Source organism: Diplocloster hominis (genome assembly GCF_032380655.1).
GTDB classification, from domain to species: Bacteria; Bacillota; Clostridia; order Lachnospirales; family Lachnospiraceae; genus Diplocloster; species Diplocloster hominis.
The window spans coordinates 68,301-91,059 of record NZ_JAWDIY010000014.1 but is presented as its reverse complement, the minus strand read 5'-3'; the positions used below and the strand labels follow the sequence as shown (position 1 = coordinate 91,059).

23 protein-coding genes and 1 other annotated feature are annotated in these 22,759 nt (G+C 45.8%); of the genes, 17 read left to right on the top strand and 6 right to left on the bottom strand.

Annotated features, from left to right (window positions below; all coding sequences use genetic code 11):
- The first annotated feature begins 1 nt into the window (after position 1).
- The 4 genes from ABC831_RS14250 to ABC831_RS14235 are packed head-to-tail and all read left to right on the top strand — an operon-like array spanning position 2 to position 4,436.
- A complete protein-coding gene (locus tag ABC831_RS14250; protein WP_343248772.1) occupies positions 2 to 2,128 on the top strand; it encodes a phage tail spike protein in 2,127 nt (708 codons plus the stop codon).
- Positions 2,118 to 2,408, top strand: coding sequence for a hypothetical protein (locus ABC831_RS14245; protein ID WP_343248771.1), 291 nt, complete (start codon positions 2,118 to 2,120; stop codon positions 2,406 to 2,408). The genes ABC831_RS14250 and ABC831_RS14245 overlap by 11 nt, the downstream gene beginning before the upstream one ends.
- Complete coding sequence (locus ABC831_RS14240; RefSeq protein WP_343248770.1) at positions 2,380 to 3,399, top strand: BppU family phage baseplate upper protein; 1,020 nt, start codon at positions 2,380 to 2,382, stop codon at positions 3,397 to 3,399. Before ABC831_RS14245 ends, ABC831_RS14240 begins: the two co-directional genes overlap by 29 nt.
- Positions 3,400 to 3,410: 11 nt before the next feature.
- Positions 3,411 to 4,436 carry a collagen-like domain-containing protein gene (locus ABC831_RS14235; RefSeq protein WP_343248769.1) on the top strand — a complete coding sequence of 342 codons (1,026 nt, stop codon included), beginning with the start codon at positions 3,411 to 3,413 and terminating at the stop codon, positions 4,434 to 4,436.
- A gap of 8 nt (positions 4,437 to 4,444) precedes the next feature.
- Here ABC831_RS14235 and ABC831_RS14230 read toward each other — a convergent pair whose 3' ends face one another.
- Positions 4,445 to 4,882 carry a hypothetical protein gene (locus tag ABC831_RS14230; RefSeq protein ID WP_343248768.1) on the bottom strand — a complete coding sequence of 146 codons (438 nt, stop codon included), beginning with the start codon at positions 4,880 to 4,882 and terminating at the stop codon, positions 4,445 to 4,447.
- A gap of 22 nt (positions 4,883 to 4,904) precedes the next feature.
- On the opposite strand from ABC831_RS14230, the gene ABC831_RS14225 reads away from it, so the two are divergent.
- The 4 genes from ABC831_RS14225 to ABC831_RS14210 all read left to right on the top strand — a co-directional run bounded on the left by ABC831_RS14225 (position 4,905) and on the right by ABC831_RS14210 (position 7,133).
- Positions 4,905 to 5,369 (top strand): hypothetical protein, encoded by a 465-nt coding sequence (locus ABC831_RS14225; RefSeq protein ID WP_343248767.1) that lies wholly within the window; start codon positions 4,905 to 4,907, stop codon positions 5,367 to 5,369.
- Positions 5,370 to 5,837: 468 nt separating this feature from the next.
- Positions 5,838 to 6,155: a hypothetical protein gene (locus ABC831_RS14220; RefSeq protein ID WP_158355105.1), complete on the top strand. Its 318-nt coding sequence runs from the start codon at positions 5,838 to 5,840 to the stop codon at positions 6,153 to 6,155.
- Complete coding sequence (locus tag ABC831_RS14215; protein WP_343248766.1) at positions 6,152 to 6,409, top strand: phage holin; 258 nt, start codon at positions 6,152 to 6,154, stop codon at positions 6,407 to 6,409. The genes ABC831_RS14220 and ABC831_RS14215 overlap by 4 nt, the downstream gene beginning before the upstream one ends.
- A 109-nt stretch (positions 6,410 to 6,518) precedes the next feature.
- Positions 6,519 to 7,133 carry a glycoside hydrolase family 25 protein gene (locus ABC831_RS14210; RefSeq protein ID WP_343248765.1) on the top strand — a complete coding sequence of 205 codons (615 nt, stop codon included), beginning with the start codon at positions 6,519 to 6,521 and terminating at the stop codon, positions 7,131 to 7,133.
- A 32-nt stretch (positions 7,134 to 7,165) separates the two neighbouring features.
- On the opposite strand, the gene ABC831_RS14205 is transcribed toward ABC831_RS14210, so the two are convergent.
- From ABC831_RS14205 to ABC831_RS14195, 3 genes are read right to left on the bottom strand one after another with little or no spacing between them, the layout of a single operon-like run.
- Positions 7,166 to 7,294 carry a hypothetical protein gene (locus tag ABC831_RS14205; RefSeq protein ID WP_343248764.1) on the bottom strand — a complete coding sequence of 43 codons (129 nt, stop codon included), beginning with the start codon at positions 7,292 to 7,294 and terminating at the stop codon, positions 7,166 to 7,168.
- A gap of 59 nt (positions 7,295 to 7,353) precedes the next feature.
- Positions 7,354 to 7,635, bottom strand: coding sequence for a hypothetical protein (locus ABC831_RS14200; protein ID WP_343248763.1), 282 nt, complete (start codon positions 7,633 to 7,635; stop codon positions 7,354 to 7,356).
- Between the two features lie 41 nt (positions 7,636 to 7,676).
- A complete protein-coding gene (locus tag ABC831_RS14195; protein WP_343248762.1) occupies positions 7,677 to 9,233 on the bottom strand; it encodes a response regulator in 1,557 nt (518 codons plus the stop codon).
- Positions 9,234 to 9,481: 248 nt separating this feature from the next.
- On the opposite strand from ABC831_RS14195, the gene ABC831_RS14190 reads away from it, so the two are divergent.
- Together ABC831_RS14190 and tyrS are read left to right on the top strand one after the other, a co-directional pair.
- Complete coding sequence (locus ABC831_RS14190; protein ID WP_343248761.1) at positions 9,482 to 11,626, top strand: Hsp70 family protein; 2,145 nt, start codon at positions 9,482 to 9,484, stop codon at positions 11,624 to 11,626.
- Positions 11,627 to 11,879: 253 nt separating this feature from the next.
- Positions 11,880 to 12,135: a binding site (T-box leader), on the top strand.
- Between the two features lie 190 nt (positions 12,136 to 12,325).
- A complete protein-coding gene (tyrS, locus tag ABC831_RS14185; protein WP_343248760.1) occupies positions 12,326 to 13,534 on the top strand; it encodes a tyrosine--tRNA ligase in 1,209 nt (402 codons plus the stop codon).
- Positions 13,535 to 13,700: 166 nt separating this feature from the next.
- Here the strand turns inward: tyrS and ABC831_RS14180 are convergent, their stop codons facing one another.
- Both ABC831_RS14180 and ABC831_RS14175 read right to left on the bottom strand, forming a co-directional pair.
- Positions 13,701 to 14,177 carry a DUF3021 domain-containing protein gene (locus ABC831_RS14180; protein WP_343248759.1) on the bottom strand — a complete coding sequence of 159 codons (477 nt, stop codon included), beginning with the start codon at positions 14,175 to 14,177 and terminating at the stop codon, positions 13,701 to 13,703.
- A 9-nt stretch (positions 14,178 to 14,186) separates the two neighbouring features.
- Positions 14,187 to 14,537, bottom strand: coding sequence for a LytTR family DNA-binding domain-containing protein (locus tag ABC831_RS14175; RefSeq protein WP_425524589.1), 351 nt, complete (start codon positions 14,535 to 14,537; stop codon positions 14,187 to 14,189).
- Positions 14,538 to 15,108: 571 nt separating this feature from the next.
- On the opposite strand from ABC831_RS14175, the gene ABC831_RS14170 reads away from it, so the two are divergent.
- The 7 genes from ABC831_RS14170 (at position 15,109) to ABC831_RS14140 (ending at position 22,756) form a co-directional block, all read left to right on the top strand.
- Positions 15,109 to 15,939 carry a MerR family transcriptional regulator gene (locus ABC831_RS14170; protein WP_343248757.1) on the top strand — a complete coding sequence of 277 codons (831 nt, stop codon included), beginning with the start codon at positions 15,109 to 15,111 and terminating at the stop codon, positions 15,937 to 15,939.
- 186 nt (positions 15,940 to 16,125) lie between these two features.
- Positions 16,126 to 17,160, top strand: coding sequence for an NAD(P)H-dependent amine dehydrogenase family protein (locus ABC831_RS14165; protein ID WP_343248756.1), 1,035 nt, complete (start codon positions 16,126 to 16,128; stop codon positions 17,158 to 17,160).
- Positions 17,161 to 17,801: 641 nt separating this feature from the next.
- On the top strand, positions 17,802 to 18,245 hold the full coding sequence (locus ABC831_RS14160; RefSeq protein ID WP_343248755.1) for a LytTR family DNA-binding domain-containing protein: 444 nt from the start codon (positions 17,802 to 17,804) through the stop codon (positions 18,243 to 18,245).
- 63 nt (positions 18,246 to 18,308) lie between these two features.
- Positions 18,309 to 18,746: a hypothetical protein gene (locus ABC831_RS14155; RefSeq protein ID WP_343248754.1), complete on the top strand. Its 438-nt coding sequence runs from the start codon at positions 18,309 to 18,311 to the stop codon at positions 18,744 to 18,746.
- 97 nt (positions 18,747 to 18,843) lie between these two features.
- A complete protein-coding gene (locus ABC831_RS14150) occupies positions 18,844 to 19,542 on the top strand; it encodes an ABC transporter ATP-binding protein (RefSeq protein WP_343248753.1) in 699 nt (232 codons plus the stop codon).
- An 18-nt stretch (positions 19,543 to 19,560) separates the two neighbouring features.
- Positions 19,561 to 21,288: an FtsX-like permease family protein gene (locus ABC831_RS14145; RefSeq protein WP_343248752.1), complete on the top strand. Its 1,728-nt coding sequence runs from the start codon at positions 19,561 to 19,563 to the stop codon at positions 21,286 to 21,288.
- A gap of 112 nt (positions 21,289 to 21,400) precedes the next feature.
- Positions 21,401 to 22,756, top strand: coding sequence for an ABC transporter substrate-binding protein (locus ABC831_RS14140; protein WP_343248751.1), 1,356 nt, complete (start codon positions 21,401 to 21,403; stop codon positions 22,754 to 22,756).
- Positions 22,757 to 22,759 lie beyond the last annotated feature (3 nt).

Below are 22,759 nucleotides of genomic sequence, written 5' to 3'. Positions count from 1 at the left end.
AATGCTGAAAATACAAGATCCAAAAACACCTGGTATCCTGCACCCCTTTGAGCCGGAGGAGACAAAATGGAGTATTACACATGCGTTCAACGGTTACGATGTACTGACCTTCGAAATCCCGGCCAGGCATGAGAGCTATCCATACATAACCGAGGAGTGCCGGATTATTGCGGAAAACAACCAATATACCGTGAAATCCATTGATGAGCATTCCCAGTATGTCGTGGTCGACTGCCAGCTGGATCTGGATGATTGGAGAGAGCGCTTCTGGCGGGAATACCGTAAGGAAGATACCAGTCTGGCTGAACTGTTAAACGATATCAAACCCTATAACTGGTCCATCGCGGATGCGGGTAAATATCCCGAAAGATATACGATAGAGGCCAGTCAAGGCCATCCTGCAGAAAATGTTAATTCGGAAGACCTATTGAACAAGGCTCTGGGCTTGTGGGGCGTAGCAGGAAATTTTGATGTATTACATAAAATCCTCTATGTGGTAAATCCGGGTGAATACACAGCGACCGGCGAATACATTACGGAAGAACTGAACCTAAGAAGCCTCGGATACACCGGAAATAGTACAAATTTTGCTACCAGGCTGTATGCATACGGAAAAACAGATGATACTACCAAGATTCCACTCTCCATAGCATCCGTGAACGACGGTAAAGAATATGTGGAAAATCACCGTTACTCGGATCGAATCATTTCCGTTGGCTGGAAAGATGATCAGTATACAGACGCGCAGACTTTAAAGAACGCAGCGATAGAAAGACTGGAAAAACTGTCCTTCCCGGAGAGATCCTACGAGTGTGAGGTTAATAATCTGGATCAGGATATCTGGTTATACAAGGTAGTAACACTCATTGACCGGAAGCGTCATACCCGTGTGAATCATCAGGTTGTGGAATATAAGGAATACCCGAAAAGACATTCCTTAGATGTCGTGACACTCTCAACTTTGCCGCCGACCATAGAAGGGACTTACAACCAGATACGAACGGAAATTACAGAACAGGCCGAACAGACTAAGACGACGATGGAGATAGCGATCGAAGATGCCACACGCCTGATAACCGGCCAAGACGGAGGTTACGTCGTATTGGACCCGGCGCAGCGGCCGGAACGGATTCTGATTATGGATCAGCCGGATAAGACAAGGGCACAAAATATATGGTGCTGGAATCTGGCTGGTTTAGGGCATAGTAAAGATGGAGTCAACGGGCCTTATGGTTTGGCGGTGACCATGGATGGAAAAATAGTAGCCGATTATATTACGACCGGCATACTCTCCGGTATAAAGATCCAGGGAAATACAATCATCGCAGGAAGCCAAAATAATTCATCGGGTGAAATCAAAGCTATGTCGGGTGATGGAAAAACGGAATTCGTGAGACTGGATGATAACGGATTAACTGCGATTGGGGGAAAAATCGCGGACTGGACAATCGAACCATACCGTTTACACAGTAGTGGAGCGGGTATGAACGCGAATGGACACGGAAAAGCCTTCTGGGCAGGCGGCGATGATCTGACGGGTGGAGCTGCCCCATACCGTGTCGACCACAATGGGGACATGTTCGCATCCCATGTGACGATTGACGGCGGTTCGGAAAAGGATGTTACCTGTCTGATACATAATCACGATCAGACGGCTGAGATGAAAATGTTTGGCAGCGGAATGCATATCCAAAACATAGACGGCAGCGGATGGATCGCTAAAATCTCAACGGCGGGGGTTTCTACGGAAGCAGGAGAAGAGCACTATGCGCAGATGACTCCGAATTTTGTGTCCGTTGTGAACGGAGACAGGAAAGGGACGCTGGATGTCTTTGGAGCCAGCCCGCAGTCATTGGTTAAATTGAAACAAAATATCGAACCGGCAAGCGGTCTTTTAGAGCATGTCATGAATACAGATGTATATTCCTTCGAATATAAATCACATCCGGATTATCGGATGCAGGGATTTGTGATCGGAGAGGGATATCGGTTGTCGCCTAAGGTTTTGACAGCGGATGGGGAATCCATTAATTTGTACGCGTCGCTGGGCGTATTATGGGGTGGTGTTCAAGAGGCTGTTAAAAGAATCGAGGAGTTAGAGAGAAGGTGTTCTGAAAATGCTAAGTGAAACAAATGGAGAAATGCGAAGGAAGATGCAAAGTGAGAAACAAAAAGAGATGCAAAGTGAGCTGCAGAAGCCGGCGATCGTAGTAATTGACGAATTAAAAGAAAAGATACGGACGGACATAAACGGATCGGGTATCCATTGGGTCCTGCTTGAGCCTCTGATCAGGGATTTGTATGAGGAAGTACAGGCATTGACCCGGAAAATGGCAGATGCGGAAAGGGAAGCGTATCAGAAAAGTGTGGTGAAAAGAAATGCAGATAATAAAACATATAGTGATTGATTTATATAGAGAAATGCCGTCTATAATGGTCACGGCAAAACAAAATGATTCCGGAAGCAGATTCATAGCGGCAAGACTCACAGAAGACGGGTCCTTATTCGACATACCACAGGATGTGGAATTAAGAGTTAAAATACGTAAGCCTGACGGTACCTCGGTATTCAGTTTTTGTGAATTGCAAAACGGCGAAATTCTGGTGCCGCTGACCAGTCAGACACTGGCCGCAGACGGGCTGGCTATGGTGGAGATTGAACTTCGAAAGGAACAGGTTCTTCTATCTACCGCCAATTTTAAAATGCAGATCATAAAAAGTGTGGTCCCCGACAGCGGGATCGAAAGTTCGGATGAATTTTCCGCTTTGAATGAACTGATCGGGGATGCCAAAAAATATATTCCGCAGACGGGACCAGCATTGACAGCGGCAAGAGAAGCATTGGCAGAAGCGAATCAAGCCAAAGTTGCAGCCGAATATGTGATCGATGAGGCCGGACATGCCCGGGATGGCGCGAACCAGGCGGGGACTTTTGCAAATAGCCAGGCAGAGAGCGCCAGAACACAGGCCGATGCCGCATCGGTGGCTGCAGCCAATGCCAATAGAGTGGCCGCCGATCTGACAACCCGAAAAGAGAATGGAGAGTTTACAGGACCTCAGGGACCTACCGGTGCAAAAGGAGCGACGGGACCACAGGGGCCAGAAGGTAAGCAGGGCCCTGCCGGGCCTCAAGGATCAACCGGCGTACAGGGACCGAAAGGAGCGGTTGGAGGAACCGGGCCGCAGGGCCCTCAGGGAATACAGGGTATAGCCGGGCCGAAAGGGGAGAAAGGAGACCGGGGTGACAGCGGTGTCGTAGTCCCGGCCAGTGGGCTATTTACTCTGTCAGCAGACGAAGCGGGAGATCTCTATGCGACATATGCGGATGGAAGCGCGCCTCCCGTATTTGAATATGATGCAACTACAGGAAATGTATATTATGTAATACCAGAAGAATAGGAGGAATTAGAATGGGAAGAGCATTTATAGGCAATGTAAAAGGACCGAAAGGTGACAAGGGTGATAAAGGTGCAACCGGGGCCCAGGGCCCTATTGGCGCAACCGGGCCGGCAGGTCCGCAGGGACCGAAAGGAGAGAAAGGAGACACAGGCCCGCAGGGGCCGGAGGGACTTAGAGGAGTGAAAGGTGATACTGGCGCAGCAGGTCCACAGGGACTAAAGGGTGACAAGGGAGATACAGGCCCGCAGGGGCCGGAAGGCCCCAAAGGCGCAACCGGGCCGGCAGGTCCTCAAGGGCCGAAGGGAGATGTAGGGCCAATTGGACCGCAGGGGCCGAAAGGAGCTACAGGCGTGGTAGATGCCAGTACACCGGTGGCATTTACTGTCCCGGCTGCGGATGCAGATATTACCAGCGGAGAAGCGCTGACGACGTTATTCGGAAAGATCCGGAAAAGATTTGATGTTATAAAGACGTCAATGGGTACATTAGGAAGTTTGGCAACGACGGCGAAAGGTTCTTTGGTGGCGGCTATTAATGAGCTTAATACGCGAAACAATAATTTGGCGGATAGTATTGATACGACAAATGCAGCTTTGGCCGATACAAATAATAATTTATCTGGCAAGGCACCAGTCAACCACACCCATGCGTGGTCAGCTATAACTAGTAAGCCATCCACTTATGCTCCATCGGCACACTCGCATGATAATTACATGCCAAAGAGCGGAGGAACAATTACAGGAAGCTTAGTGATAAATCAGGGCACAAAATTAGGCAGTGCATCTGATATTATAAATAGAATACTATTTAATACAATGATAATTAGTTTCTCCAATGGTGTGGCTTCTTGGCCTCACAATTTAGGCACAAAGCCAAATGTTATTTTTATAACGTCAAGTAGTAATGCATCTGATGCGTTAGTTTTTACGTATGCATTCGATGAGAGTAATACAGCCACCGCTAAAATATATTGCTATACCCGTAGTGGAAACGCTATGGCCGGTAATGTGAGGATATCTGTGTTAGTAATTATATAAATGATCATTTAAGGTAATTTCTCGATTAGGCAGTACCCGTTTATACTATCTGGATATATAGATACTTCTTTGGCAGCTAATGCGCGGATTGTAAAATAATTTGATGTGGTAGCGCTTATAATACCTTGGCACATACCATTTACCGTTGTAGTTGTACATTTGCTTACAACATTAGTCCCGGTGGAATCTTCAATTGTGATTTGCACCCGAGTATCAGTATCAATGGCCAATACAAAAGTAAATTTATAAGTACCGTTTGTCGGAAACTTAAAGTATGCATTTGTATTATCGGTAAAAGAAATGATATTTGACCCTCTGGCTTTTAAAAGGGTTAATCCTGTTTTTGACGTTCTAATGACTCCGATAGTTTTATTAACACCAATATTATACTGACCCCATTGTAACTTATTAGACAAAGTAGTTAAATTATTATTTGTATCGGCCAAAGCTGCATTTGTCGTATCATTAATGATTACTACGACAAATAGCAATTTTGCGGAGTTAAATAATAATTTAATATCTCAGACTATCCAACTTTATGGAGCTGCGACTATTCCTAATTCCGGGGCCGGTTATTTTGCATTAAATGCAAGCGGAAACTATAATGCGTCTCTGTATGAGATAACTGATGATGGTTTAATGCTTAAGCGTGCAGGGAGATATTTGGTTCATTATCATGTCGTTTTCCCTGCTGCATCGGGTGCAACAACGGGGGTAGCAAGAATAGATCTGCAAAAAAATAAGACTGATTTCTCAATTATCATGCGATCCATCAAAAGTTATCATAATTTTTTAAGCTTTAGCAGTGCGGTTGAAATTAGCGCAGGAGTATCCATTGTAAGTGACAATACGACTCTTAACTTCCGGAGATCGCAAAATTATGTATCATCTGCACCTGTAGATACATTTATTACCGTAACGCGTCTACCTTAAAATAATTATACGTAAATAAATACTAGAATCCGGATGTGGGTGCCGAACTCCACCGTCGCTGCTGATCCGTCGGCTGTCTTAGCACAACACAAATTAATTGTAGTACCCAAACAGGTGGCTCCGGTAATAACATATGCTGTACTACCTGATGTCGTAGCAAATGCCGTCGCAGCTAGTGTCTTTCCGGCAAGTAATGGTATATGAGGCAATAAATCAATACTGGCAGCTCCTCCGACAAACGATATTCCAGTTAATGCCAGGAAGACTGGTCGACATTGAGCACCGGTATTATCAGATGCTAAATTATTATTTAACTCCGCCAAATTGCTATTTGTCGTATCAATACTATCCGCCAAATTATTGTTTATCCCATACCCTACCTACCACACTCCCACAAATCAACACCCCTCCGCCATCCTTCGCTCATCCCTCAACCCAAATACAATCAAAGAAAGGGTGGTGCCAAATGTGATAACCATATCCACAACCATAACCGCGATCTCAACATTAATTGCCTTTGTATCCGCGGCCTTCGCCATATACATGGGCCTAAGAAACGCCAGGCATGCAGACGAGACAGACGCAGAGAGAAAAGCAAAAGAATCCGCAGAAATAAATGTTAAACTGGACCAAATCGGAAACGATGTCCGAGATATAAAATATGATATATCAGCAGTCAAACGGGATGTGCAGGGACTGACGGAACGAGTTGTAATCGTAGAACAGTCAACGAAATCCGCTCACCACAGAATAGATCAAATAATAGTAAAGGGGGATGGAATATGAAACAAATAAACTGGAAGGTCAGGTTTCAGAACAAAACCACGCTAACTGCCATCATCATGGCAACGATTGCCCTGATCTATCAGATCTGCGGCCTGCTCGGGATAGTTCCGCAAATAGCAGAATCAGATCTGGTGACAACAGCCGGCATGATTATTAACCTATTGGTATTACTGGGAATAGTCACAGATCCCACGACAGCCGGAATAAAAGACAGCCAACAGGCTTTGACCTATAAGGAACCCAGGGATAAATAGGAAATTATAAGTATACCTGAGCTAAAATAGAAACCATAGTAATTGCGGTATTAGAGCAAAAGAAGGACATTGATAAGGTAAAAAGGCCAATGATAAGGAAGAGAGGACAATGATAAAAGGGATTGACGTCAGTTCCTATCAGGGAACGATCGACTGGGATAGTGTCCGTGGAGACGGTATGGATTTTGTTATTATACGGAGTATTATCCGAAACGGCAAACCGGATTCACGATTTGAAGAATATTATAAAATGGCAGCAGCAGCTGGCTTTAACCCAGACGTCTATGTATATATGTACGATACAACAATACCGGATACCCGGGAGCGAATCCGGAAAGTAATAAGATTATTAAAAGGAAAAGAAGCATATCCGCGGGTCTGGCTGGATATGGAAGAACCAGGTTTAAGAACCCTGTCCGCTGCTCATTTGACGGAACTAATCCTGGATTCGACTGCGCAGCTGGAAGCTGCCGGCTATGCAGCCGGGATCTATTGTAATAAAGATTGGTGCGATCACGTATTAGAAGTGGCAAAACTACCTTACCCATTCTGGATCGCCCGATACGGCAAAAATGATGGCTGCGCCAGAGATAAATACAGGCCTGAACATGCAGATATCTGGCAATATACCAGCAAAGGGAAGGTGTGCGGGATAACCGGACCCGTCGACAGGAATATCTGTTATGGAAAAGAGCTGTTCACAACGGAGGCAGCAGCAGTCTGATATCAAAATTGAGGCGGAATAAAGCCGGGGAATTACTCCCCGGCTTTATATGCGACTAACACGATATCTTCCTTAGTCTGTTCTTTCAATTTTTCCTGTAATTCATTAATTTCAGCGACATATTCTGATGTAAGATCAGCAATTCGATAATTATCATCCATAGCAAATACCTCCAAAGACAGTGTTACCGAAAACAAAGAACCTATACGGAAATGCAAATTTACCCAATCCGAACCGGTTTCCATAGGGCACTCTGCGCCTGATATTGTTCCTCCAGCCACGTTTGAACTTCTTCTATCCCTTCCGGACTGAATGGAAATTCCGCATACTGTTTTTTATCATCCGGCGTATTGTCTGAACTATAAGGACCCGGCCAGATTGTAGCCAACAATGCAGCATTCTTATCTTTGCTCTCGACTTTAAAACACATCCCGCCGCATGAGCCGGTGAAATTTTCCTTTTTGAAAAAGTTTATTTTAACCAGACCACGAAACTCTACCACTGTTTCACCTCCTGAATAAAATCAATATGTAAAAGATCCACCTATCCTAACATTTTTTCACGATATTCGGAAGGTGACAACCCCACGATTTTTTTAAAGCTCTTTCCGAAATAATTCCCATCGGTATATCCAACCCTCGATGAAATATCCGCGATCTTATTCCGGGGGTCCTCCAGCAGCTGTTTGGCACGTTCCATTCGGAATTCAGTGAGATACTGGTTTAATGTCTGACCGGTCTCAGCCTTGAACAGAGTGCACACGTAGGTTGAAGTCAGATACACGTGTTCACTGATATCTTTAACAGAGAGGGAAGAGAGGTCATAATTTTTGCTGATATATTCTTTAATCAGATAAATTGTGGAATTCTCGGCTGCCTGTTCCCTGAGAGCTTCAAAAAGCTGAAAGACTTTTCCGGATAAGAGAGCGGTGAGTTCATCCAGAGTGTTGCATTTCGCCAGATCGCCCCAGATGCTGTCCATGTCGGAACTCTCCTGGGGGCTGTTTAACTGGTATTTGGAATAGGAATTCTGCACCAGTATCAATAACCGGTAATAAATATCCTTAATCTGATTCGCCAGCAGTGTCTGACGGTTGCGGAGAATATCATTTAGGGAACTGAGTGCCTGAAGCGCCTGTTCTTCCGCGCGGGAAGACAATGCTTCCTCGAATATAGTGCATTGCTCCTTCAATAAGTCCAGACTGATCTCTGTCTGACGCTTCGCCGTCAAAATGCAGTTATAACCGTAAAAAAAGCCACTTTGCAGCAGAATAACCGCATCATTATAGGAATGATGGACATTGGAAATCCCAACTACAGGTTTACCAACGGCCAGGAAGAAGTTACAAAGCGGTTGAAAGGAATCTGCCAGATTCTGAATCAGCTGCTGATATAAAGCTGCCTTCGGCATTTCATCCCCGAACAGATGAAAGATCAGGAACCGTTCGTGTTTGGCTGCGTACAGTGTGTCAAGCTGGTAAGTATGCGCGTTTCGATTGAATGAATCGTAGAGCGTTTCCAGCAGCTTTGGCTCCAGTTCAGAGATCAGCTGCATCGTCTGTACGATAATGGTAGAAAAACAGGTTTCCGGATGGATATTCAATTGGAGAGATCCAAGCATAGAGGAAAGATCTGGAACCTCTTTGCCCCGGGAGTGGGTGATGGCCAGGGCCAGCTGTGTGGATTTTTCACGATGCTGTAAAAGCTGTGAACGCCGGGAGCGCTTTAAAAGTTCATTGTTTTCGATCGCTTCCGTTACAGCGTCCAGCACTTCCTGCGGATCGATGGGCTTTTCCACATAACGGATCGCTTTCAATTTTATAGCGGCCTTCAGATATTCCTTGTCTGAGTATCCGCTCATGAATATAATACTGGTATTGGGAAGGATTTTTCGAAGCTTCTCCGCCATCTGTATGCCATCCATTCGCGGCATGCGCACATCACTGAGTATAATCTCCGGTTTTTCCGTTCCGGCCAGTTCCAAACCGTGGATTCCATCATCCGCCTGGAAAATTTCCGTAATATTCAAAGAAGCCCAGTCTACGCTGGATATCAAACCTTCTCTTGTTAATGCCTCGTCGTCTACGATCAGCACTTTCATAATATGCCACCCGTTTTATCTTAGAATTTTAAAATATCTCAATTTACTTTACATACCTTATTTTACCAAAATATAAAAATAAAACAACCTTGTTCCTAGTCACAGAACTGCCATTACGACATAAAAAAATGCTTTTTATACCCAGACTCCCCGAAAGTGTGCTAGAATAAGTGCAAATCAGATAAGGTGTCCAGTCGCACCGGCGGATGCCGCAACTCATAAATAAGTATCGCGGGAGGGAGATTCTCATGAAAAAAAGGATAATAGGAATCGATTTCGGAACAAGCACAACTGTAGTGCGTGTGAAAAGATATGAGGAGGATGGAACGCCGGTGGGGGACCGCCTGTTCGTCAGCAACGTGCTGTTTGACGGGCGGGACAGTGTTCCGACGCTGATGCAGATACCGGAGGATATCGTTATTCAGGAGGACCTGGCTTTGAACGAGGCGGACTGTGAATTTGGATATTACGCGGCTGCTGAGCAGCCGGGCATGAAGAGCTGCCGGAATTTCAAGGTGGAACTGGAAAGTCCGGATCAGGAGATCCGCAGGCGTGCGAGATGGCTAACCAGACAATTTATGGCATACCTGTACCGCGGCTACAGCCAGCAGACGAATCAGCTGGGTGACAGTTCTGATGAGGAGATCACTTATATCAGTTATCCCGCAAAATATAACGACGAAAACAAGGAGTTTATGATAAAATCCGCACAAGACGCGGGTTTTCGAAATGTCAGGGGAATTACGGAACCGGAAGCAGCTGTTAAGGCTGTGATGGTCCAGGATGAAAAAGATCTGAGCGCAGGCGGAAGGCTCGCTGAGAATAAGGGGTCCTATCTGCTGTTTATCGATATGGGGGCGGGGACCACAGATATTGCCGTATGTAAATATGAGCACGGCCGTACACAGATCATAGCGACCTGGCCGGATAAGAAGAACGATATCTATTTTGGAGGCAAAGATATCGATGAGATCCTCTGCGGGTATGTAAAAGATTATCTCCGGCAGAACGCGCAGATAGTCCCCGAGCATTTTATAGAAAGCTTTACGGAAAAATATTTAGACAATATCAAGGCCTGGAAGGAGATCACAGTTTCCAGAACACTGATGCGCGGCAAAAGTATACCTTACTTTCAGACAGTAAAGAATCCTTACCCTGCGCTGCCCGATTTTTCCCCGGCGATTGACCGGACAGAGTTCGAGCGGGCCTGTGCGGATTACCTGAAAAATTTTGCGGTGCTTGTGAACGGAAGCCTGGAACATGCGAAGGCGGCGGCGCCTGACTTTCCGGGAGGCCAGGCGATAGATCTGGTGATTCTCAGCGGAGGCCACAGCCAGTGGTATTTTATTCAGGATATTCTGACGGGGAGAGCGCCTCAGCTGGGGGAGGTCTGCCTTCCTAAGATCAGGATGAATCCTGACAGACTACAGATGATCGGGAAACCGCAGGAGACGGTGGCGGTTGGAATGGTGTATGGGCCGATGATATCAGACTTTTCAATCCAAAAGAGGAGCCCGGGTAATGAGACTGACGGGACAGATAGGATTCCGGGAACGCGTACTGCCGCCTATCCGGACGAAAGGAAGATCGCATCTGCGGAAGAACTATTTGAACAGGGGATAAAGTCGACGAAGCCTGAGGAAAAGATCCGATGTTTTATAGCGGCGGCTGAGGGCGGGGTACCGGGAGCACAGTGCCGGCTGGCCTCTTTTTACGAGAAAGGATACGGTTCCATTTCCAAGGACAGGCAGCTTGCCATAAAATGGTATCAAAAGGCAAAGGAAGGCGGGGATCAGTCCGCTTCCGTGAGACTGCGTCAACTGGAGCTGGAAGATGAGATGACGAAGAATTCTGCTGCTATACCTGCGGATACGGAGTCCGTCTATACTTTTAATGAGATGATATCCAGAATGCCTCTGGAGCTGACGGCTATCATCAACAGCAACCGTTTTTATGAGGGGTTTGCCTATAATTATTATAAGAACCATTACGCGGACATCGCCGTATGGTTAAAAAAAGCTAAGGTAACGCTCCTGCCGAACGAATATCCGGTGCTGTATCTGAACACAAAAGGGAGCGGAAAGGAGAACCCGCTGTATCTGGCGCTGATTTTTACGAATAAGAGAATTCTATCCAAATCAGACCCGGTCAGCGGATTTGGCAATCCAAATTATATGACGGGACACAGGCAGATCTTCTACCGCGATATTCTGGATATCAACTGTAAAAAAGCGGCTTTTTATAAATGCTTCTATACGGTAACGTTTCAACATTATGAGATCAGCGGGACGGTCAGGCAGGCACGCAAAAGCAGCATTGCCGTGAATTATCCTGAAATGGATTATATTCCGATTGATCAGTTTTTCCGTATTATGTGGAAATATTTCAGATGACTGTGATGCATATAGGATTGTACTGGTATAGAAGAGTTGTTTAGACGCAGATAGTGATAAAATGTAGCAGAAGTATTTAACGTCAAGGAGAAACTGGGCCAACCGGTTTTGGCAAACATGGAAATAATATGCTGAAATAGGAAATAATATGTTGAAATCCCCTTGACATCCAGTAGTAACCCGGCTATAATTACATCAATTTAATAAACCGCATAACGAAGAATTATAGATCATAATTCGGAGTATATGATTAAGAAAAGCAATGAAAAGAATAAGTAGTGATAAGTGAAACATACAGAAAGCTGCCGGTTGATGAGAGGCGCATGGGAAACTTGTTATGAATACATCTTTGAGCTTCGCACTGAAAGAGTACAGTAGGCTGCGACGGATCCCGCACACGTTATAGTGCTAGAGTATCGCAGGAATATCCGGCCGTACTTGAAGAGGTAAGCAGTGTGAGCTGTTTATGAACTTAAGGTGGTAACACGAGATATACTCTCGTCCTTAGAACAGGACGGGAGTTTTTTGATTTCATGGAAAATAGCTCCTATGAAATGAAAAGCCCTCCGGGGGAGTGCAAACACCCTTTCAGCAGGACGCAAAGATCAAATCCTGTAGGTTTGGGTAAATTGTGGATTTAATCTTATAGACCTTGCGGTATTAAAGAAACAATATCATTTTTTTATCAGGAGGTCTGTTATGACAGTATCAGTAGAAGAGCAATTCCGGATTATCATGAAAGGCGTGGAGCAGGTAGTAAGTGAAGAAACATTAAAGCAAAAATTGAGTGACGCACAGAAAGCTGGTAGACCATTGAGAATCAAACTGGGATTAGACCCCAGCGCACCGGATATTCATTTGGGCCATGCCGTTGTGCTTCGCAAAATCAGACAGATGCAGGATCTCGGTCACAGAGCGATTATTATCATCGGTGATTTTACCGGACAGATTGGAGACCCCAGCGGAAAATCCAAAGGCAGGAACGCATTGAGTAAGGAGCAGGTGCAGGAAAATGCGCTGACCTATCAGACACAGATTTTTAAAGTGTTGGACCGGGATAAAACGGAGGTGCTCTTTAACAGTGAATGGCTGGGGAAGATGAATTTCGAAGAGGTGATCCGCCTGGCAGCCACCACCACGGTTGCCAGAATTCTGGAGCGGGACGATTTTCAGAACCGTTATAAAAATGAAGTGCCGATCGGTCTGCACGAATTCTTTTACCCCCTGATGCAGGCTTATGACTCAGTAGCCATCGATGCGGATATGGAACTTGGCGGAACGGATCAGACTTTTAATATATTGATGGGCCGCACGCTTCAGAAAACATTGGGGAAGGAACCGCAGGCAGCTCTGTTCATGCCCATTCTGGAGGGCCTGGATGGCGTGGAGAAGATGAGCAAGAGCCTGGGAAATTATATCGGAGTCGATGAAGAGGCCCCTTCCATGTTCAAAAAAGTGATGGAGGTTCCGGACCGCTTGATTTTGAAATACTTTGAGCTGGCTACAGATGTTCATCCGGACCGGGTGGAAGAAATCAGAAGAGATCTGGAACAGGGGAAAAATCCGCGGGATGTAAAATTGGAACTGGCGCGGATCATCACGTCCCTGTATCACACTGAGGAAAATACGAAAAAGGCAGAAGATTACTATGCTGCCGCGTTTCAGGAAAAAGGTATCCCGCAGGATATACCGGAACTGATTATAGAAGAGGAGAAAGACAGACTGGCAGATATAATTCCGCTTCTTACCAAAGCCAAATATACCGCGTCTAACAGCGAATTCCGCAGACTGGTGGCCCAGGGTGGTGTCCAGTTAAATGGGGAAAAGATGGAGGACTTTGATTATGTACTGGCAAACGGAGACGTATTAAAAATAGGAAAGAAGAAATTCGTGAGAATTGTGAAATAAAGGGAGCCGGTAAGGTTAATGCTTGAGTCCTGTACCTAATTCCAGCTGTATTTGGAGAGCCATCTGCCCTGTCTGTGTGAAGGCCTGACACGGTGATTTGCGAAGAAACGTATTTTCGCAGCAATCCGTCACAAGTTTCATTGTGCAGACAGGGCAGATGATCCACTCATTTTTTACTCTGGTTATCACGCTGCGATTTATATAAATTGGCGTTCATTTTTCTTACTGTGCGTTTGCCGATCATAATTTGAATGATCCATAAAATAATAAAAATAAGAACGAATATCCCAAAATATATGAGAAACCCTGTAATGCTATGTTCCATCCAGTACGTAAAATAGGCAATCGGCATCATGATTACAGAAATGATTCCGAAATAAACGCCGGTCTGTTTAACCATACTCCAATGGTCTATTTCCCATATCACAGAGCTTGCCGCGAAACCTACGCCTAATAAACCACAAAGCAGCGCCTGTAGGATAACGGCATTGATTTCATTTCCCATAATAGAGACCAGTTCAGGCATACATGGTGAATAGTGCCCGTTTGCCCAACCAAAAGAAATGAATATAGTGATTAAATATCCGATAGCAATTCCAAGCGGGAAGCCCAAAGCACTGCGTAAAATTATTTTCTTTTTCATATTTTCACCTCAAATTCCTAATATTTTTTTAATTTTGGAAACATATCTTCTGGAAACATAGGTGGTAATTCCGTTTGATAACCGGATGCAGATGGTACCTGTAAAACTGAGATCAAAATTATTGACTTGTTTTAAATTAATGATCTCTGAATTGGAGATGCGGACAAACTGATGCGGATTCAACCGCTCCTCCACTTCATATAGTCTGAGCCGCAAGGTGTATTCCCCTTTCTTAGTGACCGCAAAAACTTTTCCCGTATTCGCATAAATATGAATCAATTCCACTTGTTCCAACACTTCAATTTTATTATTTTTATTGCCGGTAATTATCTGAGGGACATCTTCAGATAATTTTTTCATTATGTTGTTTACCTCATCTGTAATCGTATCAGTTAAGATGATTATTCTGGGTTCAATACAGGAACTGTCAATTTTTATTTCGATTTGCAATGGAGTCAATCCCCCTTCCTGATTTTATTATAGAAAAATCGAATATCTCTATCAATCGATTTGCAGTATTCGGTTGATTTTACAATACAAGTGGCAATAAAATTGTTTAGGAGCAGCGGCCGGATTATTATAAGGTATTTTTGTGATATGTATAAATAATTTAAGTGGATATTCTATCGATAACAGGCGCAGATATGTTATAATTGAATAAAGGTTTGAACGGGATGTTATGCAAACCTAAAGTCTGGTTTATTTAGTTTACAATATGTTTCCTGATGGAGATTATTGTCGAAAACCTTATAGTAAGTATAAAGTTATTGTTTTGTTGTAAGATTATTTGAGCTAGACTTAAGTAAATGCGGCACCGGAGGAACGCGCATAACGCATACCTGAACTAAGCCGCAGTAAATGCGGCACCGGAGGAACGCGCATAACGCATACCTGAACTAAGCCGCAGTAAATGCGGCACTGGAGGAAATTAATGGATAAGATGACGATTGGCAGGATGGCCAGATTGAACCACATTTCCGAACAGACGTTGAGGCTCTATGACCGCATGGGGCTTTTGAGTCCTGTCCATGTGGGGGAAAATGGATACCGGTATTACGATATGCGCCAGTGTGCACAGCTGGATATGATTCAGTATATGAAATCATTGGGTATGAGCCTTAAAGATATCAAGATGCACATGGAAGATAAAAATATTGATATGATGAAGAGTGTCCTGCGTCAGAAAAGCAGCCAGATCGAAAGGCAGATCCGGGAACTGAAGTATCAGAGACGGGCGATCGAACGAACCCTGGACAGCTTTGAACAATATGAAAATGCCCCCAGGACAGGGACGATCCTGACCGAATTCATTCGGGAGAGGCAGATGTATTGTGTGAAGTCAAAAGAAAATTTCTATGACTATGGGATCGAAATGTATGAAAAGGTTCTGCGGCAATTGAAGGACAGCCTTATGGAAAATCAGCTGCCTCAGATCTATTTCTGCAATGCCGGATCGATCGTCACCCGGGAAAACATTCTGAAACGGAATTTTTACTCGGAAGTGGTCTTTGTGTTTGTAGACCAGGAATACGTAGATAAATCACTGATTACCAGGATACCCAGCAATACCTATCTGTGCATTTACTGCGAGGGCTTTGAGCAGGAACTGGAATACGCCGACCGGCTGCTGAACGAAGTGGAAGAGAAGGGGTACGTGATCTGCGGGGATTATATATGTGAGGTGATTTCGGAAATCCCGCTGATGGAGTATGAGGAACGGGGTATGTTCCTACGGTTACAAGTACCAATAAAATATCGTTAAATTTGTAACAATTGCAGTATTGACCCTATTCCTGTTATAAAGTTTACAATGAAGCCGTAAGAAAACAAAGACAAGCGGCTTCCATACTAAATCCTATAAGAGCTGTTACACAGCCAGGAGTTGCAGACAAAAGACTGCGGGCAGATAGGAAGGATATAAGGGAGCGACAGGAAAGGGGTATCGCATATGTATAACGAAAAAGTAAGAGTAGTGCAGTATGGTTGTGGAAAGATGTCCAAATATACACTCCGTTATCTGTATGAAAAAGGCGCGGAGATCGTCGGAGCGATCGATGTCAATCCGGAAGTGGTCGGCATGGATGTGGGTGACTGGGCTGAATTAGGCGTTAAGCTGGGAGTAACGATCCAGAGTGATGCGGATGCCGTATTGGACAACTGTGACGCAAATATTGCCGTGTTAACCCTGTTTAGCTTTATGGACGATGTTTATCCGCATTTTGAGCGCTGCGTGAAACGCGGTATCAATGTGGTTACTACCTGTGAAGAGGCGATCTACCCGTGGACAACCGCCTCCGCGATTACCAATAAATTAGACAAACTGGCGAAAGAAAATAACTGTACCATCGTGGGCGCCGGAATGCAGGATATCTACTGGATCAATATGATCGGCTGTGTGGCCGGCGGCGTTCACCGGATCGACCGGATCGAGGGAGCGGTCAGCTACAATGTGGAAGATTATGGTCTGGCATTGGCAGAGGCCCACGGTGCAGGATTCACGCCGGAAGAATTCGAGGAAAAGATCGCTCATCCGACCACACTGGAGCCTTCCTATGTATGGAATTCCAATGAATCCCTGTGTGCAAAGATGGGATGGACGATCAAATCCCAGACGCAGAAATGTGTCCCGTACTTCTATGATACGGATCTGTATTCCTCCACCCTGGGCAGAACTATTCCCAAGGGGAACTGCATAGGCATGAGCGCCGTGGTTACAACGGAAACCTTCCAGGGGCCTGTGATCGAGACCCAGTGCATCGGTAAAGTATACGGACCCGACGATGGAGATATGTGTGACTGGAAGATCATCGGCGAGCCGGATGTAACCTTCTATGTGCAGAAACCGGCAACCGTGGAACATACCTGCGCGACAATCGTCAACAGGATACCCACGATTCTGAACGCACCGGCAGGGTATGTAACTGTGGAGCAGTTAGAGCCAGTGGAATATCTCTCTTATCCGATGCAGATGTATGTGAAATAGAATCGGTGAAAACGTATTGGATTATAAGAAAGCATATAAATATAAGGAACAAGTAAAAAACTATAAACCAGTATAAGAAATGCAAAAAAAGCAGCAAAAAATAATGCAAGAGAACTAACCAAAGTAATGTAAGAGAACTAACCAAAGTAATGCAAGAGAACTATCCAAAGTTATGTAAAAAACTAGCTAAATTAAGGTACAAGAACTATCCAAAGTAGTTCAAAAGAACTATCCAAAAGATACTTGACTTAAAATACGGGAGAGAGTACCGGGCTGGATTTGTATATGAGGGTTTAAAAATCCTTATGTATAAATCCAGTCTTTTTATTTTTAGGAAAGAATTATTAAGAAATAAAAAGCACTCCGAATGGATCGCACGATACACTGCGGCATAATGCGGTTAGAACCTGCCGGTTTAAGGTTTATGCATAGCGGGTCAAAAGAGATTGTCAGGGTTATTGGATTTGAGGGCGGCATACTGTTTTTAGTAGATCATTGATTTTTGGCAATCAGACACATAGAATGAAAACAGAAACAAAAGCAGAGTTCAACTGCAAGTTGGTAGTGTCAAACTGCATGTTAGTTCGGTAACTATTGCGAAATAAGCGGTTTCGCATATAAACTGGAAGAGGGATCTAAACATGAATATAAAATTAGAGCAGGATAGAAATCAAAAAGACATGGAAGTACTGATCCGCTATGCACCGCACATGGACAGTACCGTCCGGCGTCTGGAAGATTATCTAAGGACATACGACCGTACGTTAAAGTGCAGCGCTGACCAGAGAGAGGTCTGGCTCCACGCGGCGGATATTTACTATGCGGAAAGCGTGGATAAGCATACCTTTGTCTATGGTGAAAAAGAAGTATATCGTTCAGAACTTAGGCTCTATCAGCTGCTGGAAGAGTTGGCGGACGCAGGATTTGTCCAGGTAAGCAAGTCCTGTGTCCTGAATATCCGGGTGCTGGAGAGTATCCGGCCGCTGATCAACAGCCGCATGGAAGCTGTTCTGACTAATGGGGAACGGATCAATGTGACCCGGAAGTATGTGTCCGTCATCAAGGAAATGCTGCAGGAACGATAAAAAGAAGTGTGAACCTATAACCGAAAAATTCATGGCGCAGTGCAAGCGCCGTTGGAGGAAAATATGAAAAAGCAGATTAAAAATTTTCTGGCTACCACAGGCCTCTCCCTGATTCTGCTGGCGGTGGTGGCAAAATTATATCAGGCTCGGTTCCTGTGCATCGAAACGGTATTCCAGGCGGCGGTGGCAAACGTAGTGATACATGCGGGAATGATCGCTCTGAAACGGTTTGAGAGTGCCTACTATCTGGTGGAAATCGCAGTAGAGCTCAGCTACATGCTGGCGGTGCTGGTTGGCTTTGGATGGCTGTTTCAATGGTACAGCAGCACGCCATTGTGGGTTTTGGTTCTGCTGGGAATATCCGTTTATTTTATCGGCAGCCTCATCGACATTTTCAGGATCAGAACGGATGTGGATGCCATTAACCGGGAGCTGGACCTGCGTAAAAAAGAATACGGAAAAATATCCAAGATAAAAACAGACGCTAGAAATAAACAATAGAAACAAGCGATAGATAGACGATAGATAGACGATAGATAGGCAATAGAAACAGGTAATAGAAACAAGTGATAAAAACAGACGATAGAAAGAGGCAGATATGAAGAATGTAATAGAAGCTTACGGTATCACTAAGATCTATAAAAATGAGGACGCAGTCTTAAAAGGGATCAGCCTCAAAGTAGAACAGGGCTCATTTACCGTAATGCTGGGCCCCAGCGGTTCCGGCAAAACCACCCTGCTGAACATCCTTTCCGGGCTCTTAAAGCCCACACAGGGAACTGTACGTTTCGGCCGTGATAACATCACGGACATGTCCCAGGCACAATTGGCCGGATGGAAGCGAAGGAAAACCGGCAATATCTTTCAGAATTATCTGCTGCTGAATAATCTGACCATCCGTGAAAATATCGAAATCGGAAAAGCCCCGGACTCTGCCCCCTTGTCACTGGACCAGCTGGCAAAGCTGTTGGAGTTAGAAGCTTTGCTGGACAAATTCCCGGCTCAGCTCTCCGGCGGACAGCAGCAGCGCGCCGCAGTCGCCAGAGCGGTGATCAAGAAGCCGGATATCCTGTTCTGCGATGAAGCGACAGGCGCCCTGGACGAATCCAACAGCAAGAAAGTCGTATCCCTTCTGCACGCATTAAAATCCGCTTTTGGAATCACGGTTTTGTTCGTCACTCATAACCTTCAGATCGCGGAGACAGCGGACCGGGTTATTACGATTAAGGACGGTCTGCTGTACAGCGACCAATACAACGACAGTCCGATTCGTGCGGAAGATATGGTATGGCAGTAAGCGCCTGAGGAGGGGACAATGAAATATTTATGTAAACAGATTTACCGGGAACTGCTCAGAAATAAAATATTTACAATACTATTACTGTTATTAACCACCTTCACATCATTTATGTATTATTTCGTTCATTTCTCTGTCGATGCGAACATAAAGGTACTCGAATCAATTCCGCAGCTGACAAAAAATCAACAGCTGTTTTACACCGGACTGAGTTCCAACATCATTCTTTCCCGCAATCTGCTGGCAGCTTTTCTTCTGCTGACTGCCTTTGTATTCGCCATCTATTTCCTGAATTTTTACCGTCAGAACCAAAAGCAGCTGGGCGGTCTGAAAGCCTTGGGTTTTTCCAATACACAGATTCTGATTCCTTGTCTTTTGTACACCGTTTTGCTCTCACTGACCGGAGCCGTTTTCGGACTGGCCGCCGGATATTTCGCGTCCGATATTCTGATCCTGGCCTCCGAGCAGTCATATTCCCTGACGGATCTGGCGAAAGGCCTGGAGCCGGATACGCTGGCCGTTGGCTTTTTCCTGCCGGCGCTGGTATTTGGCTGTGTCCCATACCTTACCTTTCTGCCTATCAGCCGCCGGGAAGCCGGGCTTCTCCTGAACGGTACAAATCAGCCCGCGAAAGATTCCGTCATTCTCAGAATCTCAGACAGGACTTCCCGCCTGTTCCCTGAGAAAATAAGGCTGCCCATCCGTCTGGCTCTGCGCAGACCCGTAGCAGTCTTTTTGATTCTGCTGTCCACGGCCGGATTTACGGTCATGTTTCTGCTTTCCTATTCCCTCTATGTCAGCAGTCCAACGGTATACCGTCAGCAGACCGCGGGCCGTTCCTATCTCTATGACAATCACTATAACCGGCCGCAATTAGGTCCCGTGAAAAACAATCCGGACGCAGAAGGAAAGCCCTATCTGGACACGGGGGGCAGTATCCGCAGGGAAAATACCGTGCTGCCGCAGACCCTCATAAGCCTGCACCCAGGGGGAACCCTCTTCCTTCTGCTGGATTCCAGCGGAAATCCCATTCCCTTGCCTGAACCGGGAGAAATCGTGATCCCGCCATCCCTGCAGGAACTATACGGATTCAAGGTCGGAGAACAGGTCACCATCACATGGGACACCACCCAGTCAGATACCGGTTTAAGGGCAACGATAACCGCGGTTGCTTTCAACGCCGAATCGAATCATATTTATCTCTCCCAGTCCGATCTGTCCCAAATCATGGGGCTGCCGGACACAGCTTACAATGGGATCTACAGTATACAGAACCGGTACGATCCCGATACCTTAAAAACAAGCAGCCAGATCCGGGCAGATCTGGAACGTGATTCCGTATCCAACCGGACCAGCGCCGTCATCAACCAGGTTATCGGCTGCCTCATCGGCTGTATTCTGTTATATCTGGCCCTGCTTCTGAATTTTCAAAGCAGCACCCGGGAAATCCTGATCCTGCACATGATGGGTTATACCTCCCGGGAAGTCCGCAAAATGCTGATCGATATCTACAGGCCGATTCTTATAGGTTCCTTCCTGCTCCTGGTATATCCGGCAGTTCTGACCGTAAAGACTATTCTGCGATCCCTTTCGCTTCAAACCGGCGATTATATGCCGTTTCAGACCAGTCCGCCGGCGGCAGCGGCCGCCTTTTTGATTCTGGCGGTTCTGTATTTCCTGGTCCAGCTTACCTTCACCCGGAGCCTGCGAAGCCTGTTGAAAATGGAGACAGTCCCGGCCCTTTAGCACGACGCCCAAAATCCTAGAATTTGTGCCCTTAAATATAGAATCCATGACATTATCATACACAGCCTCCAATGCTATAATGAAACCATTAAAAGCAGAAAGGAAGAGGTATATGAAAAAGTTAGTTGCTATGGTAATGTGTCTGTGTATGGGCGCTGCGCTGCTGGCCGGCTGCGGTGCGAAAGAGGAGCCGGCCGCGGCGCCTTCAGCTGCTCCGGCCGAAAGTCCGGCAAAGGAGGAAGCAAAAACGCCGGAATCCGGGCAGGAAACTGCCGGGGAGGAAGAGGTGAATATCCAGTTTTTGGCCAACGAAACCCCTATTCTCACCAGGGATTTCTGGCAGGTGGTGGTCGACCGTTATACGGCGGAGCATCCCAATGTACATATTGAGCTGATCTTCCAGCCATCCTCCAACATTACGGTTCGGGAACACGCGAAGACCCTGCTTTCCACCGGCCAGTTTCCTGACGTCATGGTGATGGCCACTCCCAGTGATTTTGTTCCGTCCGGTGCTTTACTGCCTTTCGAGGACAGCGATGTAGACATGATCAAACCGGAATATGTATCCAGGATAGACGGCAAGATTTATGTCGTACCCTATAAGATCCAGGTGGGCGGCGTGTTTTATAATAAGGATCTGTTCAAAGAGAATCATCTGGAGGTACCAGAAACCTGGGAGGAACTGGTGAAGATCTGTGATACGTTCAACAGCAAGGGAATCACTCCGGCTGTGATGGGTTTAAAAGACGGCTGGGCACATACCCTTCCTTTCCAGTGTATCGAGACGGTGGATCTGTTGTCCAAGGTTCCGGACTGGCCGCAGCAGAGGATGAAGAAAGAGGCGAATTTTGCCGATACGCCTGAATTCGTGGAAGGCGTGGAGAAATTTGTCGATCTTATGACAAAATACAATACCTCCGACCGGTCCAGTATGACCTATGCCCAGAGCAATGAATACTTCTTCAGCGGAAAAAGCGCCATGTATATGATGGGCTCCTGGACCCAGGGAGACGAGATGAATATGCCCCATGACTTCGAAGTTGGCTTCTTCCCCATACCAGGTGATGACGCAGCCGACAAGGTGATGCCTCTGTGGGTAAATGAAGGCCTGTCCGTCAGCTCTCAGACCAAGTATCCGGAGGTGGCCAAGGATTTTGTGAAATTCTTTATCCAGGATCCCACCTGGTCAGCTCAGTTCCTTCAGACAGAACAGTTATTTACACCGCTGAAGGAAGAAGTGAAGTATGAAAAGACGCCGTTGCACGAAGAGATCGAAGGAATGATGGATGAATATAAGGGAATCCCGAATTTCTTTGACACCGTTGGAGATAACGCCTGGATCGCGGGTGGGTCCGACCTGCTGATTAAATTCACTCTGAAGCTGGCCTCTGATCCAAATGCGGATATGCAAAAAGAACTGGAAAATCTGGACCGGGAGTTTGACAAGCTTCTGGATAACGCCCAGTAACGA

Bases quoted from the DNA above. Each gene is read 5' to 3' on its own strand.
- ABC831_RS14250 (WP_343248772.1), top strand. From the start codon at position 2: ATGCTGAAAATACAAGATCCAAAAACACCTGGTATCCTGCACCCCTTT.
- ABC831_RS14245 (WP_343248771.1), top strand. From the start codon at position 2,118: ATGCTAAGTGAAACAAATGGAGAAATGCGAAGGAAGATGCAAAGTGAG.
- ABC831_RS14240 (WP_343248770.1), top strand. From the start codon at position 2,380: ATGCAGATAATAAAACATATAGTGATTGATTTATATAGAGAAATGCCG.
- ABC831_RS14235 (WP_343248769.1), top strand. From the start codon at position 3,411: ATGGGAAGAGCATTTATAGGCAATGTAAAAGGACCGAAAGGTGACAAG.
- ABC831_RS14225 (WP_343248767.1), top strand. From the start codon at position 4,905: ATGATTACTACGACAAATAGCAATTTTGCGGAGTTAAATAATAATTTA.
- ABC831_RS14215 (WP_343248766.1), top strand. From the start codon at position 6,152: ATGAAACAAATAAACTGGAAGGTCAGGTTTCAGAACAAAACCACGCTA.
- ABC831_RS14210 (WP_343248765.1), top strand. From the start codon at position 6,519: ATGATAAAAGGGATTGACGTCAGTTCCTATCAGGGAACGATCGACTGG.
- ABC831_RS14205 (WP_343248764.1), bottom strand. From the start codon at position 7,294: ATGGATGATAATTATCGAATTGCTGATCTTACATCAGAATATGTCGCT.
- ABC831_RS14195 (WP_343248762.1), bottom strand. From the start codon at position 9,233: ATGAAAGTGCTGATCGTAGACGACGAGGCATTAACAAGAGAAGGTTTG.
- ABC831_RS14190 (WP_343248761.1), top strand. From the start codon at position 9,482: ATGAAAAAAAGGATAATAGGAATCGATTTCGGAACAAGCACAACTGTA.
- tyrS (WP_343248760.1), top strand. From the start codon at position 12,326: ATGACAGTATCAGTAGAAGAGCAATTCCGGATTATCATGAAAGGCGTG.
- ABC831_RS14180 (WP_343248759.1), bottom strand. From the start codon at position 14,177: ATGAAAAAGAAAATAATTTTACGCAGTGCTTTGGGCTTCCCGCTTGGA.
- ABC831_RS14175 (WP_425524589.1), bottom strand. From the start codon at position 14,537: ATGAAAAAATTATCTGAAGATGTCCCTCAGATAATTACCGGCAATAAA.
- ABC831_RS14170 (WP_343248757.1), top strand. From the start codon at position 15,109: ATGGATAAGATGACGATTGGCAGGATGGCCAGATTGAACCACATTTCC.
- ABC831_RS14165 (WP_343248756.1), top strand. From the start codon at position 16,126: ATGTATAACGAAAAAGTAAGAGTAGTGCAGTATGGTTGTGGAAAGATG.
- ABC831_RS14160 (WP_343248755.1), top strand. From the start codon at position 17,802: ATGAATATAAAATTAGAGCAGGATAGAAATCAAAAAGACATGGAAGTA.
- ABC831_RS14155 (WP_343248754.1), top strand. From the start codon at position 18,309: ATGAAAAAGCAGATTAAAAATTTTCTGGCTACCACAGGCCTCTCCCTG.
- ABC831_RS14150 (WP_343248753.1), top strand. From the start codon at position 18,844: ATGAAGAATGTAATAGAAGCTTACGGTATCACTAAGATCTATAAAAAT.
- ABC831_RS14145 (WP_343248752.1), top strand. From the start codon at position 19,561: ATGAAATATTTATGTAAACAGATTTACCGGGAACTGCTCAGAAATAAA.
- ABC831_RS14140 (WP_343248751.1), top strand. From the start codon at position 21,401: ATGAAAAAGTTAGTTGCTATGGTAATGTGTCTGTGTATGGGCGCTGCG.